Origin of the sequence: Niabella insulisoli, assembly GCF_039652435.2 — a bacterium.
GTDB classification, from domain to species: Bacteria; Bacteroidota; Bacteroidia; order Chitinophagales; family Chitinophagaceae; genus Niabella; species Niabella insulamsoli.
In genome coordinates, this window is sequence record NZ_CP190246.1 from 2,463,078 (window position 1) to 2,481,473 (window position 18,396).

Below are 18,396 nucleotides of genomic sequence, written 5' to 3' on the forward strand. Positions count from 1 at the left end.
TGCTATAGTTTCTTTCAAAACTACAAGGGCAACCAAAGGTAAGTAATAAGGCGAATAGTACAAACACTCAAATTAGCTATATAAGAGCGTCGCAGTCAGTGCTTTCCAGCGGGTTGCAGGTAGTGAAAAAGATCTAAATAATTAATCCGCACAATCGGCGGATTAATTAAAAATCTGGCGCGAAAGGGGCCGTCAAAAACTATCCCTCCGCGTTGTATAGTTTTTCATAATATTCGTGTGCCATACGGTTGCTGTCGAACTGAAAACGAACATCCTGCATTCCATTTTTCATAATCAGGCGCCAGGTATTATAATTTTCATAATACAAAGGCAAAATCTCACGGGTTAAAATTTCGTACAGTTTATTAAGATCGTAGGCATCCTGATCGTGCGTCGACATATTCGCATAGTCGGCTTTGGGAATGACAAACCCGTTGTGGCCATGATTTATAAACTCAGGAATCCATCCGTCGTCTGTTGAAAAATTAACGGCTCCATTCATGGCGGCCGTCATACCGCTTGTCCCCGAAGCTTCGCGCGGCACGCGTGGATTATTAAGCCAAACGTCTGCAGCCTGTTTCAGCCGCTTCGATAAAGCCAGCTCATAACCAACCAATACGGAGACATTTTTGAAATTTTTACTTAGATGCACCAACTCGTTAAATTCGCTGATAGCCGGATGATCCATTGGGTAGGGTTTGCCCGCCCAAATAATTTGAACCGGGTATTTTTGGTTATTCATCAGCTCAAAAAAGCGGTGCGCATCAGAAGCGATTAGCCCTGCCCTTTTATAGCCCGCGAATCGCCTGGCCCATACGATGGTAAATACATCCGGATTGAAAAGCTTACCGGTTTGATCCGCTACGATTTCAAAAGCCCGCTTTTTAAGCCATTTTTTTCGATCGTCAAATCCGTAATCGTCGCCGACATCTTTAAATTTATACATCTGCTTATCGGCCCAGTAAGTCCAGTTTTGCGCATTGGTTATGGAGGTGATCGGACAAATATTAGGATGCTTGCCCCACATCTCCCTTGACACATCTCCGTGTAGTTGTGAAACGCCATTGGCTAAACGTGCAAACCGCAACGCCACCAGCGAATGATTGAACATATCGCCGTATTCGCCGGTTAGTTGTTTTACCTCATCTACCGTTAGTCCGCAGAAATAAGTCATTTTGTGGCATAAAAAGATATCGTGTTTTTCATTGCCCGCTTCTTCCGGCGTATGCGTTGTAAACACCAATTTTTTTCTACCCTCTTCCAGGTTTCTGTTGTATTTCCGATAAAGATAAAACGCCGCCGACAGGCCGTGCGCTTCATTCAAATGGTATAAATCCGGATTAAAATTTAAGATATCGACCAACTTTGCGCCGCCCACTCCTAGTAAGATAAATTGCGCCACTTTGGCGGCCACATTGCTGTCGTATAATTTGTGAGTGATCGTTTGAGAAACATAATCATTCTCAGGTAAATCAGTACTTAATAAAAATAAAGGCGCGGTTTTAAAGGTTTCGGGATTGAGGTACCAGGCTTTCACCCAAACCGGATGATCATGCACATCGATCTGAAATTTGATACCAGTATCTTCAAGAAAGCTATAATTCTTTTCATTCCAGGCAACATCTAATGTTTGATCCTGATTGCGTTCCTGATCGTAATACCCATATTTCCATAATATGCCGATGCCGATGAGATTTTGTCTTAGCTCGTAAGCGCTGCGTAAATGTGAGCCGGAAAGAAAGCCTAAACCGCCGCTGTATATTTTCAAAGGTTGATGCGTAGCAAACTCCATTGAAAAGTAAGCTACGCGCTTGGCGTAACTGTTATCAATTTCATATGGAATTTTAAAGTTTTCAAAACTCATAAGTAATAGTAATTTTTAAGATGAGCAAAGTAATATAAATTAACGACAGTTTATATACCTTGTTGAAATTGTGTAGATAACCCACCAAAGCCGGGATAATCTCCGCTTTTCAAAGCGGGGCTTAAACGACGTAGTCCCACCATTTTTTTTCGCTTTTGGAGGAGGCTACTACATTTTCTATAAAAGCCATGCCGCGCACGCCATCTTCAACGGTGGGGAAATCGAGCAGCGGGTCAACCGGGGTTCCTTCCAGTTTTGCTGCGAGGGTCATCACAAAATTTTTATATAAATTGGCAAAAGCCTCCAGGTAACCTTCGGGGTGGCCGCCGGGCGTGCGCGTGTTTAGCTGAGCGACTTCAGAAAGATATCCATTACCGGTTCTGAAGATTTGCGCCGGCGCATCTGCCCATCTCACGATTAGCGTATTCGGTTCCTGCTGGCTCCACTTCAGCCCGCCTTTTTCTCCGTAGATGCGGATATTCAAATCATTTTCTTCGCCTGCGGCAATTTGCGAAGCGATCAAAACGCCGCTGGCGCCATTATCAAATTTCAGCAGTACGGCGCCGTCGTCGTCCAGCAACCTGCCGGGTACCACAATATTGAGATCGGCGCACAACTTTGTAATCTTTAATCCAGATATGTATTCAGCAAGATGCGCAGCGTGGGTGCCTATATCTCCCATACAGCCGGCTTTACCGCTTTTAGACGGATCGGTGCGCCAGGCAGCCTGTTTATTACCTTCACTCTCGCTCAACTGGCTCAACCATCCCTGTGGGTACTCCACATATATTTTGCGTATGGGGCCGAGCTTTCCGTCTGCCACCATTTTCCGGGCTTCTTTTACCATCGGGTAACCTGAATAAGTATGAGTAAGGCCCAGCAAGAGCCCGGTTTTATCCACTTTATCTTTTAGCAATTTGGCTTCTTCTATGGTCAGCGTCATCGGCTTATCGATCATGACATGAAAGCCATGTTCGAGCGCCATCATAGCTGGTTCGAAGTGCGCAAAGTTGGGCGTTACAATAATGACAAACTGCATACGCTCATCTTCGGGCAAAGCGCTTTCTTTCTTAAACATTTCCTGATAGCTTTCGTAAATCCTGTCTTCGGGCAAAAACAAATCCCGGCCCGAAGCTTTTGCCTTTTCAGGATCCTGGCTTAGCGCACCGCAAACCAATTCAATCAATCCGTCCATATTTAAGGCTATACGATGCACAGCGCCAATAAATGCGCCTTTTCCGCCGCCTATCATGCCTGCCCTCAATTTTTGTTTCATGTGTTAAGTTTTATTTTATTTGTTGTCCACGCCTATCGGCAGCCGCTGAATCCGGCATAAAATGATCTTAGCTTTCAAGCAGCGGCAAGATCATTTGTATGTTCAGCTTGCTTATTTCGTTTTTGTTCTTTCAAGAATGCCGTAATGGTTGGCACCTTTATTTATTGTTTTGCTACGAATATACGTTTTTAAGAAAACCGTGAGACATGGCGTTTTAAAATTTCATTTACTGAATATATTTATGCATCTTGCAATACGATGAAGTCAAAACTTTTTATTCCGCTTACCCTGACAATTCTCATTACTACTGCGTATTCCTGTAACAACAGCGATCAAAATAACATTCCCGCGGCTGTCGACAGCACTGTGAAGGGCATAGTAGAGAAGGTTGCGCCACCTAAAAAAGAAAATCTAAAGCCGGTTATCACCTATAGTTGGGTGAAAAAGAAAGACTGGCTATCGGCAAAAGACTCTTTCGAAGGCGCTAACCACCTGGATCTATTAAATGCCATCAACAGGGTCGATACGCGGCATTTGAAAAGACTTGACAGCATTCTCGTTCCGAGTGATTATTCGCAGGAGGTAAAAATGTATTTACCATTTCCTGAAGAAGTTGACGCGCTAAAGGATATTCATAAAATCATCTTTTTTTCATATCCAACCCAGGTTTTTGCAGCTTACGAAAATGGCAAACTTGTTTTAACCGGGCCCACCAACATGGGTAGAAAAAGTAAAAAAACACCCCGCGGTTTGTTTTTCACCAACTGGAAAGCCAAAAAAACTAGAAGCACGGTCGATGATGAGTGGATCTTAAAATGGAACTTTAATGTGCACAACAAATGGGGCGTCGGCTTCCACGAATACGCCCTGCCCGGCTATCCTGCATCTCATAGCTGCATGCGCCTTCTCGAAGCCGATGCAAAATTTTTATACAGCTGGGCTGACCAATGGATTTTAAAAAACGATTATGAACGGCTGGCTTACGGAACGCCGGTGCTCGTTTTCGGAACCTATCCTTTTGGCGAGCCCCGCCCCTGGTTTCAACTGAGCGAGAACCCTAAGGCTTTAGACATTCCCGCAGACAGCATTGCCAGCTATGTTAAGCCGCACCTGCAAACCATCATCGAAAGGCAACAGCAGCGCCAACAAGTCGCCGCTAGCCAATCTGCAACTCCCTAATTTTCAATCGAATCAATGCCGACCGCAGCTGCAACCCTGTGCTTCAGTCTGGTCATGCCAAGGAAACGCACCGGCATTTTTGTATAGTTCCCAGGGAAATTTGCTGCGTGGCTTGGGGTGATTGCCGATCTCGTTCATTTCTTCAGCGTCGTAGAGGCGGCCGTTCGCCATCGTATATCTAATGGATTCCGTATTGTAAATATCTTCCAAGGGATTTTTATCCAACACAATCAGATCCGCCAGTTTGCCGGCTTCAAGCGAGCCGATATGATCGTCAAGGCCCAAACTTTTCGCGGGATTAATGGTAGCGGTTTTTAAAGCCTCATGAGCCGTCATACCGCCCTGTTTCATCATCCAAATTTCCCAGTGCGCACCAATGCCCTGAATTTGCCCGTGGGCGCCCATATTAATCAACACACCCGCGTCATTCAGCTTTTTCAAATTTTTTGAAGAAAGGATATGACCGTTTTCATATTCTTCTTCAGGCAGCATGGTTCGATGGCGGCTGCGCTCGTCGATAACGCCGCGCGGTGAAAAGCGCATCAGCCTGTTTTTTTCCCAAACATTTGTGTGCTGGTACCAATAATACTCTCCACTCACCGAGCCGTAGTTTACAATCAGCGTAGGCGTGTACGCAGTTTTTGATCTTTTCCAGAGCTGTATTACGTCATCATACAAAATTGAGATAGGCATGTTGTGTTCGATGGTCGTGTGGCCATCGAGTATCATACTGGTATTGTGGAAAAAGAAAGAGCCGCCTTCGGGCACTACCGCCATTTTTAAATCGCGGGCGGCGCTAATGATCTGCTGGCGCTGTTCTCTACGCGGCTGATTATAACTTTTCACCGAAAAAGCCCCGAATGTCCTGGTTCGCCGCAGTGCACTTTTAGCATCATCCAAAGAATTGATAACGGCTTTAAAATCGCCGTCTGCTCCGTATAACACGGTGCCCGTCGAGAAAACCCGCGGCCCTACAATTGCGCCCGCCTTAACCAGTTCGCTGTTGGCAAATACGAACTCACTATTGGCTGAAGGATCATGAATGGTTGTTACACCATACGCTAAACCTGCATAATAGGGCCAGTGCTTTTGTGGCGTGATGCCCGTTCTAAAGTGGCCCGCATGTGCGTGCGCATCAATAAACCCAGGCATTATTGTCTTTCCGGAAGCATCGATGCTGTAAGCGTTGGCAGGCACGGTAATTTCATTCGCTTTGCCCACGGCTTTTATCTCATTATTTTCGATAATAATCGTTCCGTTATCGATTACCTCATCTCCTTTCATGGTGATGATCCGCGCATTTGTGAAAGCTACCAAACCCGCAGGACGGTCTACTTCAACCTGCAACGATACCGGAATTCCTTTTTCAGGTATTTTAAAGAGAGAATCAGCCTTATGCGCAATAAATTCAAATCTTTCGTCTAACCTGATCGTATAATACTGGCTGCCCAATGTGTAATGAAGAAGTTTCGAATCGCTGCTCCAATGCAGGTTGTAGCCCGCGTCTTTAGTAATTACTTTTACCGGAAAATCTGAACCTGAACCATTGAGATTAAGGGTCTTTCCGGTCTGCGGGAAAGCAGCCACATAGGCTTTGTGTAAATCCGTAAAAGCAATCCATTTTTCGTCGGGAGACACTTTAAAGTTGTTGCCATAGGTACTTTTGATCAGTTCCTTCTCTTCCAATCCGTCGAGCGAGCAGCTAAAGAAACTATTACCGCCGCCTTCATAATAAATCCGGTCTCCCGACTGGTTAAAGGCCGGAGCGCCGCTTCTTTGAATGATAAACCTTTCATCTTTTCCGTCAGCAGACATAGTATAAATCCCCGGCTGGGCCGTATGCGCCGGGCCCAGGGCGTCGCTTCCTCCCTCCTTTATAAAAACAATTTTATTTCCGTCAGATGAAAAGGACGGCGTCCGGTAAATGCCTTTTCCCTGCGTAAGTTTAACAGGCTTTGCTTTTCCGGCCATGGCAAGCCGCCAGATCGCTCCGGCCTGCTCATCATTCCAAGTTGTATAAACGATATTTTTCCCGTCCGCTGAAAAAGAAGGCTCGAACTCGAAATCGCTGCCATGGGTCAGCCTTTCAGGCTTTCCGTCAGGCAACTTCTTTTTCCATAAATAACCCACTGCATTAAACACGAGCCATTTTTGATCGGGCGAAGTCACGGCGTGACGTATTACATTCGCCGAAAAATGATCTCCGCCGATGTCCTGCTTGAAGCGAACCGCGTCATAAATCTTTTGATGCACATTGCAGGTGAAAGGAATGACGGCCGCTTTATTGGTCGCTGCTACCTCTATTTTAATAATTTTTCCATTCGCCCAAATAAAAATATATTTATCATCAGGCGACCAGCCATAGCCGGTGTAGATTCCGAAAATACTCCACGCTTCCTGCTGGTCTTTACTTAACTGATCGAACACCGGCCACTCTAATCCTGTTTTCAGGTCGCGCAGGTAGAGGACCGTTTTGGTCCGTACGCGTTTGATAAAGGAAAGATACCTTCCATCGTGAGACAACTGCGGGCGTGCTGCTCCCCCGCCACCGCCGGTAACATTTTCAATTTTGCCTTTTTGCCTGTCGAAACGCCTGATCATGAAGATCTGCTTATTGGGATCTTTATTGTATTGAAAAAAGCCGCCGGGATACATGTCTTCACTAAAATATACATAGCGGCCATCGGGAGATACGCAGGGTTCGTTCACGTCCTGTTGATCATTTTTTCTCGCTGTGAGCTGCAGGCCGTTTCCGCCGCTAATGTGATAGAGCCACATTTCGCCGGCGCCCAAAGATCTGCCTGAAGTGAAATGTTTACGCGCTACCAGATAGTCGCCGTCCGGTGTCCAAACGGCATTATTCAACAACCTGAAATGCTCCCTGGTCACCTGCCGGGCGTTGCTGCCATCGCGATCCATCACCCAGATATTATCTCCACCGCCAGCATCGGAAGTGAAAGAGATTTTTTTGCCGTCGGGGCTGTATCTTGGTTGCACTTCGAAAGCGTGGCCGCCGCGCAGCAACCTGGCTTGCCCGCCCGTAACAGGCATCTGGTAAATATCGCCCAGCAAATCAAACACCAATTCTTTGCCGTCCGGCGATACATCAAGGTTTATCCAGGTACCTTCCGTCACCGTAAAGGAAACATCCTGATGCGGCCCGCCTGGGTTTGAAACGTCCCATTTCTTAACGTCGGATTTGGATTGGGCAGTGCTTAAAAGCGGCATTAGCGCGCAAAGCAAAAAAGCAATATTCTTCATAACAATAAATTAGACCTTCGCGATCGAATGCAAAGCGATTTAAACATGTGATCACAAAAAAGAGAAAATGAAGCCGGAAAGATAGCAAGGCAGCAGGTTTCAGCAAAATTTTAATGCGCAGGGAAAAAGTATGCTGCTTTAGCGTCCCGTCTTTTTATAATAGGTATTGAAACCGAGCACGCATAAATTGATGAGAAGCGAAATGCTGTTTGAAATAATTATGATCCAATCGTCGATCAGCACGCCATAGGTAACCCAAAGCGCAAGGCCTGAAATCAAAATAAGTAATACCCAGAGAGAAAGGTCGGAGGATTTTTTCTCCCTAAGGATTTTAATCAGTTGCGGCAACAAGGAAACCCCTGTGCATGCACTTGCCACCACACCTATTATTGTATTCGTATCCATATCGCCTGCCGCTAAGAAGTTTGTTTAGCGTTATCGCCAAAGCCGCTTACCCAGTTTATGGCTTCCCTTTCCTGATCGAAAGGGTAAACCCTAAACACTCCTGGCATAATTTTACTGAAAACGTCGGTAACACCTTTTAAGGTTTCCGAATTACTGATAATCGCTGAACGGTTCCAGTTAGTTAAGTTTTTCAATCCCAGCCAACCGTCCTGTAACCAGGCGCCCACAGAAAAATTTTTTAAGTCGGTTTCGAGATACAACATGTAATTCAACTCTTCATGAGTGGTCATGTGCGCTTTCACTTCGGGAAGTACCGTTTGCGTAAAATCTTCAGCTGTTACCTGGCCTGCGGCGCGAAAACCGATAATATTGCCAGGAAGGGTAGCCATCTTTTCAATCATAAGGGCTTATTTAAGATTGAAAAAAGGCAATTTCTATGCCACCAAATAGCGGCTTTGCTCATCTCTCTCCTAAAAGCGTGCAATATCGGAGCTGCTGCTTTCGCTTAAAATTGCTGTTGTTTTTGTTTTGGCATGCGCTTTGTTTTTTCCAAATCAGATCATTCACTATAAAACCAATCTTATGACAACGCTTAACGAAATTATAAACAACGGCTTTCAGGCCTTCAACATTAATACAACCGTATTTGACGAATATACCTGCGGGATGGTGAAAGTGCACGTGGCCGGTGATGTTGTGGTCAACGTTTTTGTGATGGATGTAAAAATCAACTGCGCCCACGACATTGACGAGTTAATGTATATATGTAAACGTGTGAACGCACGGGCTTAATCTGCAATACTATTCATTCTTCTCTATAAATGTTGAAAGGATCGTTAATGCGATCCTTTCTTTTTTTATTTAGGGCAGCTGGCCGCGACGTCAACATTTTCATTTTAGCGAGGCGCAAATGAAAATGAGATGATTTGAATAAAATTTGAGACGATTGGCGCCTGGTAACACTTCATATTCGGCTATTTTTACATGCTTTGCAAACAGATCATGAACAACGCATATGAAAAGAATAAATGAGCAATCCTTCTGAAAAGCCACATTACATCATATTAGATGGGCTGCGAGGTGTGGCAGCCATTATAGTAGTCACCTTCCATCTGGCCGAGCCGCTTTCAACCGGAAGATTTGACAATCTGGTTAACCACGGCTATCTGGCGGTAGATTTCTTTTTCTTACTATCGGGTTTTGTAATCGGCTATGCCTACGACGATCGCTGGAAACAATTATCTGTTGGCAACTTTTTAAAACGGAGAATTATACGCCTTCAACCCATGGTAGTGCTTGGCATGACGTTGGGCGCCCTTGGCTTCTATTTTACTGATTCCACTATCTGGCCGCTCATTCACACTGTTCCGCTATGGAAATTGCTATTGGTAACTTTAATTGGTTACACTATTCTGCCCGTGCCTTTATCGCTCGATATCCGTGGCTGGCAGGAAATGCATCCGCTGAATAGCGTTGGCTGGTCGCTGTTTTTTGAATATATCGCTAATATTCTCTACGCCGTTGGCGTCAGAAAACTTTCAAAAAAAGCGCTCACCTTTTTCGTTTTGTGCGCAGCGGTTGCGCTTGCCCATTTTGCTATTAGCAATCCCAATGGCGATGTCAGCGGCGGATGGACGCTCAATGCGGAACAACTCCGCGTAGGTTTTACGAGAACCATCTATCCATTTTTCGCCGGATTATTATTGTCGCGGGTTGCCCGCCCTATTCGCTTAAAGCGGGCGTTTTTATGGAGCAGCCTGTTACTGGCTATCATTCTTTATATGCCGCGCATCGGTGGCCCCGCGCAGGTTTGGATGAACGGGGTTTACGAATCCGCGTGTATCATCTTTCTTTTCCCAGCTATTGTGTATATCGGCGCTGGCGGCACTTTGCAAACCAGAACCGGTATGAATATTTGCCGGTTTTTGGGCAAAATTTCCTACCCGCTTTATTTAATCCACTACCCCTTTGTTTATTTTTATGTCGCCTGGATCAGTGACCACAAAGGCACAACCCTGGCTGAAGCCTGGCCTTATGCATTGCTGATATTAATCGGCTCCATCATTTTGTCTTACATTAGTTTGAAATGGTATGACGAGCCCGTCCGCAAATGGCTGGCCAAAAAATGGCGATAATCCTCGATTTTCAGTTCGGATAAAACTTAGTTCGCCATACTTATCCCTCCCAAAGGAAAATCGTTTTTGCGAAAACAGAAGAAATAGATATCTTTAGGCTGTCAACAACATTTCGATTGCAGCTACGGCTTAGGCCCTTTATATTTCGATGACTGAAGAAAGGAAGATTCACCTGATACAGGCGATTGCGGTTTACAATGACGAGTTCGCGTTTGACGAATTGGTTAGATTTTATTTTCCCGGATTAGTATCCTTTGCCTCCAACATTCTCAAAGATGTGCAGCAGGCCGAAGAAGCCGTTGAAGATGTGTTCATAAAATTGTGGCATAACCGCACTACCCTGGTTTCCATTAAAAATTTCTCTCATTACATTTATACGGCCACGAAATATACGGCGATAAGTGCGCTGCGAACCCGAAAAGCTATTTTATATGACGACTTTTCAGAAGATTTTCCATTGAGCTATGACGAACCTGAAAGCGCGTATATCAGCAAAGAAAATGTTCAAACCATAACCAAAGCTATTAACAGCCTGCCTCCCAAATGCAGGCTTATCTTCAGGCTGATCAAGGAAGAAAGAATGAAATATGATGAAGTAGCCCAGCTGCTTCAGATATCGGTTAAAACAGTGGAAAGCCAAATGCATATTGCGATAAAAAAGCTTGCAACAGCCCTTCAAACCTCCCTTCCCGAACTACTGGGCAGCCTTGCTCAAAAAAAAATCTGATTTTTTCTCATGGCTTTTAAGGGTTTTGTCACCCCGCGCGCGACCTATTGTTAGAAGCGGCAATAATGAATAAGGAAAGGCTTATTGAACTACTCATAAAAAAGCAATCGGGCACGATTACGTTGCCCGAATCGCTTGAATTGAAGGAGTATTTAAAAACAGATGCGGAACAGGAGCAATTGTCGGATTTGCTGGGCGATGTACTAGAAGGCCGCTTTCACCAGCAACAATCATATAGCAAAGATGAGATTGATACCCGGCTCCAGAAAATCCATAGCAGGCTTCACGCGAAAGCAGATACTACCCGGCAGAAAAATCATTCCTTCCGCTGGTTGCTACGTGCTGTCGCCGCGGTAGTTATTATCGCTTTCAGTTGCCTGGCATTATACTACTATACAACTAATAGCGACGACCCGGGTTCGACTAATATTCTCGCTACAAAGAAGGGTTCGAAATCGAGCCTGGTATTGCCTGACGGAACTAAAGTATTATTAAACGCTGACACCAAACTAAGCTATAATCAGTCGTTTGGCAAAAAAGTGCGTGAAGTAGCATTGGAAGGCGAGGCGTATTTCGAAGTAGTCAGAGATAGCGAACATCCATTTATTGTTCACACCAAAGCAATGGACGTGAAAGTATTGGGAACCGTTTTTAATGTCAGGGCGTATAAAGACGAAAAAAACACGCAAACCACGCTTATAAAAGGTTCGGTAGAAGTGACGCTGAAAAGCAGAAACGATAAAGTGTTACTGAAACCTAATGAAAAGATAATTGTAAACAATCATATCGACAGCAGCCTGGCGGCTTATGCTGAAAAAGATGTCGCAAATATCTCCGTGGTGCCGGTTAAAACCAGCCCGACCGATTCATCGATTATAGAAACAGAATGGACGAAAAATCGGCTTGCTTTTGATCAGGCCTCCTACAGCGAAGTTTTTGCCGAGCTGGAACGTTGGTATGGCGTCAGCGTAACGATAAAAGATGCTGCCATTTTAAAAAGAAAGATTAGCGGCAGTTATGAAAATGAGGAGATTTCGGAAGTGCTTGAATCTTTAAAATTAGCTACCGGGTTTCGCTATAAGCTGGAAAATCACCAGCTTATTATTTACTAATAAACGATTGTATCACCATTTAAAAACTGCCATCATGGATTAAAGAATTGATAAAAAAAGGCGAAAAATGCTGTAACATTTTCCGCCGGTAAACAACAGTTAACTCGTTGCCTGGCAACGAAAACCATCATTAAAACAGATAACGAAAATATGAAAAAAAATGATCGCCTTGCCGTCATAGGGAGAGGACATTGTATTATTAAATATCTACTGCTGATGAAATGTACTCTTGTAATTATACTGTTAGCTTCGCTTCAATCCATTGCGTTCAACGGGTCTTCTCAGGAGCTGGTGAGCGTCAATGTAAAAAGCAAATCGCTTGCTGCTACTTTGAAATCGATTGAAGCTAATTATCCTTATCGTTTTGTCTACAGCGATAGCGTTGCGTTAAGCAATTATAAGGTAACGCTAAACGCCAGCAACATTACGATTGAAAACATGATGAACCGGTTATTAAACAATACCGCTTTCACTTACAAAAAGATGAACAAAAACCTGGTAGTCATCATGGCTGCAATGCCGCAAAAGCAGGCGCAATACCTGGTGAGTGGCATTGTTACTGACTCAACAGGCGCCCCGATTGCCGGGGCAAATGTGCTAGAAAAAGGGACCAGTAATGGGACTGTGACCAACGCAGATGGTAGTTTTACGCTCGATGTATCGGGCAAATCGGCGATACTCGAAATCTCCAGGGTTGGATTTTTAGCGAGAGAAATTGCTGTGTCGGGAAACAACCTGGGTACCATCATATTGAAGACGAGCAGCCAGCAAATGGAAGATGTCATTGTTATTGGCTATGGCACCACTACCCGAAAAGACGCTGTGGGCGCGGTCGATCAAATAAAAGCTTCGCAGTTTGAAGACCGCCCCGTGGGCAACGTGACGCAGGCTTTGCAGGGCGCTGCGCCCAGCCTGGTGATTCAGCAGCGCAGCATGAACCCGAATGGCAACGACATGAACATTAACATCCGCGGTATTTCAACGATGAACAGCAATTCGCCATTGATTGTTATCGACGGATTAATCACAGACGGAGCGAGCTTAAATCAACTTAACCCTTCCGATATTCAAAGCGTTTCTGTTTTGAAGGATGCAGGTTCAGCCGCCATTTATGGTTCGCGATCTTCTAATGGAATTATTTTGGTGACGACCAAACGCGGCGCTAAAAATCAGAAGCCCACGGTAAGTTTGAGCGGGCAAGTGGGTTGGCAGGATCCTAAAATTCTTTTCTCCCCTGTGCAAGGCTATCAAAATGCGACGCTGAAAAATCTGGCGCTTACCAACGTGGGTTCACAGCCGGAATTTTCTCCCGACCAAATACAGGATTTATATGAGCATCGCGATGAGGAGGAGTGGAATTTTTATCAGATCCTCGAACCAGCTTTGCAGCAAACGTATAACCTCAGGGTTTCGGGCGGCAGCCAAAATACTACCTACCTCTTTTCCGGAGGCTACTTTAACCAGGGTAGCAATTTTGTAGGCGACTATGGTATCACGCGGTATAACCTGCGTTCCAATATTACCACCGAAGTGGGCCGCTTCAAACTGACGTCTATCGTAGCCTACAGCAGAAACAATGCAAATAACACCACCGCCACCAACGCGATCATTAATTCGAGCCGCATACCGCCTTATTATTATTATCGGATGCAGGCGGACAATGGGAAATACCTGATCAATAACGCGCTCACCGATCAAAACCCGATCGGAGAATTGCATCAGGGCGGCTTTATCAACGACAAAAATGATTATATCAATTTGAACCTGAATCTGGAGGTAAAATTATTCTCGGGCTTAAAACTGAAAGGCGTCGTCGGTTCTGATATTTACGCCAACAATCAGTTCACCCGCAGGATAGAATTTCCGCTGTATGCGAGTGCGGACGCCACGCAACCCGCGCTTACGATGAATTCAAACAGGCAAACGTCTGACTATAGCCGGAAGGCCAGTTTGATGAATTATCAATTGATGTTTGATTACAATAAAACGTTTGGCCGCCACAATCTCAGCGGATTATTGGGCGCCTCCAACGAATCGTTTACCGCAAAGGAAAGCAGACTTACGTATCTGTATACCGATTCTATCTTGGGCATACCTACTACAGGCACTGTCATCGACGAAGCCAATAGTTATCTCACGCCCAATCGTACGGTTCAAACCAGCCTGAGTTCTCTTTTTGGCAGATTGGGATATTCCTTTGACGACACTTATTACGCAGAGCTCAGCTTTCGTTACGACGGTTCTTCAAAATTTGCAAAACAAAACCGATGGGGTTTCTTTCCATCGGCCACACTGGCCTGGCGATTGACCAATGAAGCATTTATGGACCGCTACAAATCGAATGTCGGCGATTTGAAACTGCGCGCCAGCTACGGTGTATTGGGTAATCAGAATATCGGCGATTATCAATACCTCACCAGGTATAGCCTGTATCCGAATAGTTATGTGAGTGGTGATTCCAGCTTTGCTGGCGCCGGCTTTGTGTACGGAAATGAAGATCTACGCTGGGAATCTACTCATAACACGAATATCGGTGTAGACGCCACTTTTTTAAGAAACAGGCTTACGGTTTCATTTGATTATTTCTACAAACTAACGAAAGACATTTTGGTGCGGCCCGTTATCCCCTCCGTGTTTGGCACCGACCTGGATTCGTATAATGTAGGAGAAATGAAAAACCAGGGCTGGGAAGTCAATATCGGGTATCGCTTCAACACAGGGGCTTTCAGTCATAATGTGTTAGCCAATATGGGCGACTCGAGAAATGAAGTAACCAAATTTGAAGGATTTGAACAGATCAGCATTGCTGACAATATTGGCAAACTGACACGCATAGGCGTGCCTTTCAACGCTTATTACGGTTTGAAAACGGATGGTTATTTCCAATCAATGCAGGAGATAGAAACAGCCGCATTGCCCGTGGGTGTGAGCGCTACCGACCTTAAACCCGGCGATGTAAAATATGTAGATAGAAACAACGATGGAGTAATCGACTCCAAGGATCGTTTTATTTTAGGATACGGCTTTCCCCGTTATACATTCGGCCTAACCTACAATGTCGCTTTCAAAGGGCTTGACCTTTCCATGCTGTGGCAGGGTGTCGCCAAAAGAGATATGATGATCCGCGGTGAGCTGGTGGAACCTTTTCATGAAAACTACTCCTACGTTATCTATCAACATCAACTGGACTATTGGACGCAAACGAATACCGATGCTCGGTGGCCGCGGCTTACCGCCACCGGTTCTCCGTCAAGGCAAAACAATTATGGAAGAGGATCTGATTTGTACAAATTTGACGGCAGCTATGCACGGCTCAAAAATATACAGGTGGGGTACACCCTTCCGGCATCCCTTTCAGAAAAAGCCGGTATCAAAAAAGCCCGGTTGTACATTAACGCACAAAACCTAATTACGCTAAGCAAGCAATCCTGGATTGATCCCGAGTCTTCAGAATTCAATTCGAATATGTCGGGGGCGGCGAACAGTGCGCGCAACTACCCTACCCTGCGCTATTATGGTTTTGGATTAGATCTTCAATTTTAAAAAATAACAGGAATGAAGCACAGAAAAATGATATGGGTAATAACTTCTTTCTTCGTTGTTATTACTTTAACGAATTGCAACAAAATGGACCTGCAGCCGACCGATCAATATACAGATGAAAACTTCTGGTTATCGGCCGCTAACGCAGACCTGATGGTCAACATGGCCTATAATCAAATGTACTCGGCTGATAAAATGTGGGACGACGAGGCGCTAAGTGATAATGTTTTTGAAGGGCGCTCTAATACAGCACAGCGCGTGATTCGCAATGGCAATGCTGATCCGTCTTTAGGACGCTTTGCCAGCGAATGGGAAGCAGCTTACGGCGGATTAAAGACCTGCCATATTTATCTGGACAATATCGACCGTGTGCCTAATATACCAGCATCAGTGAAAGAACAAAGAAAAGCTGAGATCAGATTTATTCGCGCTTTTCTCTATTTCCGGCTGGTTAATTTTTATGGCAACGTGCCCTTCTTTACGGAAGATATTTCGCTAAGCGAATCGCGGACCTTAGCCAGAACCGACAAAGCGACCGTCATGGCATTCATTCATCAGGAATTTGATGCTGCCATGCAACTGCTTCCATCTAAAGGCAATTTGTCTGGCGCCGATAAAGCGCGTGTTACGAAGGGAGCCGCCTGCGCGATGCAGGCCCGGGCCTATTTGTATGAAAACAACTGGCAAATGGTGGCCACCTACACCGATAGCCTGATCAACCATCAGGATAAATTCGGCAGTTATAGTCTGTTTCCTAATTATGCCGGACTTTTTACCGTAGCGAATGAATACAACAGCGAGGTGATCCTAGACTATGGTTATCTTATCGATAAAAAAACATGGTCGAAATATTACGATGCCGCGCCGCTTTCGGTGGGCGCCCGCTTAAATGCTTATGCACCCTTGCAAGAATTAGTCGACAGTTATATCTTGTTAAATGGAAAGACCATTGATGAGGATCCTTCTTACAACGAAAACAACTCTTACGTAAATAGAGACCCGCGACTGGCAGCAACGGTTATCTACGACGGTAGTCAGCTTCAAAAACCGGACGGATCGATGACGACCATACGCATCCGGCCAGGCAGCGGCACGCCCGACACTTACGTAAATGCGAGTTCAAATTCGACGGCCACGGGCTATTACATGAAAAAGTACTACGATGTACAGGCGAACGCCACATTCCAATCTGGTTTGAATATCATTATGATCAGGTATGCAGACGTGTTGCTGATGAATGCCGAAGCGAAGTTTGAATTAGGAATGATGGATGCTTCCGTTTGGAATCAGACCATCAGGGCGATCAGGTCGCGCGCCGGGTTTACCGATGCGGGTGCATTGGATTATCCCGCCGGCCTGCCTACTGCTCAAATGCGCCGCCTTATCAGAAACGAACGGCGGAGCGAACTGGCGCTGGAAGGACTGCGTTATTTTGATATTGTGCGGTGGAAAGCCGGTCCTGAATTCCTTTCCGGAACTGTTCACGGGGCCAAGTTTGCAAATAACAATACCAGCTATATCGTGCTGGATACCCGCAAATTTGATGAAGGCAGAGATTACTTATGGTCGGTTCCCAGATCTGAAATAGACCTCAACAACAACCTGCTTCCTAACAATTCGGGCTATGGTAATTAATCCTCTTACTATTTAATAAATAAAATACTCATGGAAAAAATATTCATAAAATCTTTCTACCTGTCTTTACTAAGTCTCATCTTATTCAGCTGCAAAAAAGATGACATGAACTATAAAGATGTTTCCGTAACGCCGGTTAAAAAATTATATGCACCGGTAGACAACCGCTCTGTAAAACTTCTAAGCTCAGCTTCGGCTTCGCTTTACTTTGAATGGGAAGCGGTGCGCGCTGAAGACGGCGGTGCGGCGGCCTACGAAGTGGTCTTCGACAAAGCCGACGGCGATTTTTCTGATCCTTTATACAAAATTGTATCTGACAATAACGGTTACTCCAACGGAGCTACCATCACGCACAAAATCCTTAACAGGATAGCGGGTTTAGCGGGTATTGAACCCGGCGGCACGGGCGCGATAAAGTGGAGCGTCATTGCGTCCCGCGGTATCAATACTATTAAGTCAGATGAATCTTTTTCTATCATGGTAACTGCGCTCCAGGGCTTCGCCGATTTGCCCGATGAAGTATTTATTACGGGGGAAGGATCGGAAACCGGCAATGATCTGTCTGCGGCGCTTCCTTTCAAATTCAATGCTACCGGAGAGTTTGAAATTTATACGAAACTCGAAGCCGGCAAACCTTACTATTTTACAGATCGCAATAATGGCACGCCGCGCATTTTCTATTCCGATAATGGCAGCACACTTAAAGAAGCCAGCGCTACGGGTTCAATCACTGCTTCCAAAACCGGCGTTTATCGCATCAATCTTGATTTTAATACCGCTACTATCGCTTATACGGAAGTGACCTCGATCGGCATCTTCTTTAGTCCTGAAAATAGGGTGTTATTTAATCTCGATTACCAGGGCAAAGGAATTTGGAAAGGAACGGGCGTTATCAACTTCAGGCAGGAATCGTGGGGACGCGATCAACGTTATAAGTTTCAGATGGTAACCGTTGCCAACGGCACCACCAACACCGGACAGTTGGGTACGGTAAATGGTACTGACAGCCCGCCCACAGCGAGTTCGCCTGCATCCTACTACTACCTGAGAGTATTGCCTAACCCATCACAATGGGATGACAAATGGAAATTTATTTCTGCTGTCGACGGAAAATCAACGACGATTACCGTGTTGATGCAAGGCTCCTCGCCGTACACCCATACGGTTCAGGTGAATTAACAATTGGCCGGAGCGCTCGTTCGCTTCTTTGTAAATGGAGTAAACGGGCTCCGGCATTTTTTAAAAAATAAAAATATCCA

At 45.2% G+C, this 18,396-nt stretch carries 13 protein-coding genes; 8 read left to right on the forward strand and 5 right to left on the reverse strand.

Features of this window, described 5'->3' with window-relative positions; all coding sequences use genetic code 11:
• Positions 1-199 precede the first annotated feature (199 nt).
• Positions 200-1,864 (reverse strand): alpha-glucan family phosphorylase, encoded by a 1,665-nt coding sequence (gene glgP, locus ABDK00_RS10280; protein ID WP_346239114.1) that lies wholly within the window; start codon positions 1,862-1,864, stop codon positions 200-202.
• A gap of 121 nt (positions 1,865-1,985) precedes the next feature.
• Positions 1,986-3,140 carry a Gfo/Idh/MocA family oxidoreductase gene (locus ABDK00_RS10285; protein ID WP_346239115.1) on the reverse strand — a complete coding sequence of 385 codons (1,155 nt, stop codon included), beginning with the start codon at positions 3,138-3,140 and terminating at the stop codon, positions 1,986-1,988.
• Positions 3,141-3,398: 258 nt separating this feature from the next.
• On the opposite strand from ABDK00_RS10285, the gene ABDK00_RS10290 reads away from it, so the two are divergent.
• Positions 3,399-4,319 carry a L,D-transpeptidase gene (locus tag ABDK00_RS10290; protein ID WP_346239116.1) on the forward strand — a complete coding sequence of 307 codons (921 nt, stop codon included), beginning with the start codon at positions 3,399-3,401 and terminating at the stop codon, positions 4,317-4,319.
• Positions 4,320-4,331: 12 nt separating this feature from the next.
• On the opposite strand, the gene ABDK00_RS10295 is transcribed toward ABDK00_RS10290, so the two are convergent.
• From ABDK00_RS10295 to ABDK00_RS10305, 3 genes are all read right to left on the reverse strand, one after another.
• Complete coding sequence (locus ABDK00_RS10295) at positions 4,332-7,580, reverse strand: amidohydrolase family protein (RefSeq protein ID WP_346239117.1); 3,249 nt, start codon at positions 7,578-7,580, stop codon at positions 4,332-4,334.
• 138 nt (positions 7,581-7,718) lie between these two features.
• Positions 7,719-7,985: a SemiSWEET transporter gene (locus ABDK00_RS10300; RefSeq protein WP_346239118.1), complete on the reverse strand. Its 267-nt coding sequence runs from the start codon at positions 7,983-7,985 to the stop codon at positions 7,719-7,721.
• Between the two features lie 11 nt (positions 7,986-7,996).
• Complete coding sequence (locus ABDK00_RS10305) at positions 7,997-8,386, reverse strand: STAS/SEC14 domain-containing protein (RefSeq protein ID WP_346239119.1); 390 nt, start codon at positions 8,384-8,386, stop codon at positions 7,997-7,999.
• A 181-nt stretch (positions 8,387-8,567) separates the two neighbouring features.
• On the opposite strand from ABDK00_RS10305, the gene ABDK00_RS10310 reads away from it, so the two are divergent.
• From ABDK00_RS10310 to ABDK00_RS10340, 7 genes are all read left to right on the forward strand, one after another.
• The gene (locus ABDK00_RS10310; RefSeq protein WP_346239120.1) at positions 8,568-8,777 is read left to right on the forward strand and encodes a hypothetical protein; all 210 of its coding nucleotides are present in this window, start codon (positions 8,568-8,570) and stop codon (positions 8,775-8,777) included.
• Positions 8,778-9,013: 236 nt separating this feature from the next.
• Positions 9,014-10,120 (forward strand): acyltransferase, encoded by a 1,107-nt coding sequence (locus ABDK00_RS10315; protein ID WP_346239121.1) that lies wholly within the window; start codon positions 9,014-9,016, stop codon positions 10,118-10,120.
• Between the two features lie 148 nt (positions 10,121-10,268).
• Entirely contained in the window at positions 10,269-10,847 is a 579-nt protein-coding gene (locus ABDK00_RS10320) for an RNA polymerase sigma-70 factor (protein WP_346239122.1), read from the forward strand.
• 65 nt (positions 10,848-10,912) lie between these two features.
• The gene (locus ABDK00_RS10325; RefSeq protein ID WP_346239123.1) at positions 10,913-11,959 is read left to right on the forward strand and encodes a FecR family protein; all 1,047 of its coding nucleotides are present in this window, start codon (positions 10,913-10,915) and stop codon (positions 11,957-11,959) included.
• A 216-nt stretch (positions 11,960-12,175) separates the two neighbouring features.
• Positions 12,176-15,502: a SusC/RagA family TonB-linked outer membrane protein gene (locus tag ABDK00_RS10330; protein WP_346239124.1), complete on the forward strand. Its 3,327-nt coding sequence runs from the start codon at positions 12,176-12,178 to the stop codon at positions 15,500-15,502.
• A gap of 12 nt (positions 15,503-15,514) precedes the next feature.
• Positions 15,515-17,137 (forward strand): RagB/SusD family nutrient uptake outer membrane protein, encoded by a 1,623-nt coding sequence (locus ABDK00_RS10335; protein WP_346239125.1) that lies wholly within the window; start codon positions 15,515-15,517, stop codon positions 17,135-17,137.
• A gap of 30 nt (positions 17,138-17,167) precedes the next feature.
• Positions 17,168-18,316 (forward strand): SusE domain-containing protein, encoded by a 1,149-nt coding sequence (locus tag ABDK00_RS10340; RefSeq protein ID WP_346239127.1) that lies wholly within the window; start codon positions 17,168-17,170, stop codon positions 18,314-18,316.
• The last annotated feature ends 80 nt before the right edge of the window (positions 18,317-18,396 follow it).

What these genes read in the sequence shown, in the direction of transcription:
- glgP (WP_346239114.1), bottom strand. Translation starts at nt 1,864, where the DNA reads ATGAGTTTTGAAAACTTTAAAATTCCATATGAAATTGATAACAGTTAC.
- ABDK00_RS10285 (WP_346239115.1), bottom strand. Translation starts at nt 3,140, where the DNA reads ATGAAACAAAAATTGAGGGCAGGCATGATAGGCGGCGGAAAAGGCGCA.
- ABDK00_RS10290 (WP_346239116.1), top strand. Translation starts at nt 3,399, where the DNA reads ATGAAGTCAAAACTTTTTATTCCGCTTACCCTGACAATTCTCATTACT.
- ABDK00_RS10295 (WP_346239117.1), bottom strand. Translation starts at nt 7,580, where the DNA reads ATGAAGAATATTGCTTTTTTGCTTTGCGCGCTAATGCCGCTTTTAAGC.
- ABDK00_RS10300 (WP_346239118.1), bottom strand. Translation starts at nt 7,985, where the DNA reads ATGGATACGAATACAATAATAGGTGTGGTGGCAAGTGCATGCACAGGG.
- ABDK00_RS10305 (WP_346239119.1), bottom strand. Translation starts at nt 8,386, where the DNA reads ATGATTGAAAAGATGGCTACCCTTCCTGGCAATATTATCGGTTTTCGC.
- ABDK00_RS10310 (WP_346239120.1), top strand. Translation starts at nt 8,568, where the DNA reads ATGACAACGCTTAACGAAATTATAAACAACGGCTTTCAGGCCTTCAAC.
- ABDK00_RS10315 (WP_346239121.1), top strand. Translation starts at nt 9,014, where the DNA reads ATGAGCAATCCTTCTGAAAAGCCACATTACATCATATTAGATGGGCTG.
- ABDK00_RS10320 (WP_346239122.1), top strand. Translation starts at nt 10,269, where the DNA reads ATGACTGAAGAAAGGAAGATTCACCTGATACAGGCGATTGCGGTTTAC.
- ABDK00_RS10325 (WP_346239123.1), top strand. Translation starts at nt 10,913, where the DNA reads ATGAATAAGGAAAGGCTTATTGAACTACTCATAAAAAAGCAATCGGGC.
- ABDK00_RS10330 (WP_346239124.1), top strand. Translation starts at nt 12,176, where the DNA reads ATGAAATGTACTCTTGTAATTATACTGTTAGCTTCGCTTCAATCCATT.
- ABDK00_RS10335 (WP_346239125.1), top strand. Translation starts at nt 15,515, where the DNA reads ATGAAGCACAGAAAAATGATATGGGTAATAACTTCTTTCTTCGTTGTT.
- ABDK00_RS10340 (WP_346239127.1), top strand. Translation starts at nt 17,168, where the DNA reads ATGGAAAAAATATTCATAAAATCTTTCTACCTGTCTTTACTAAGTCTC.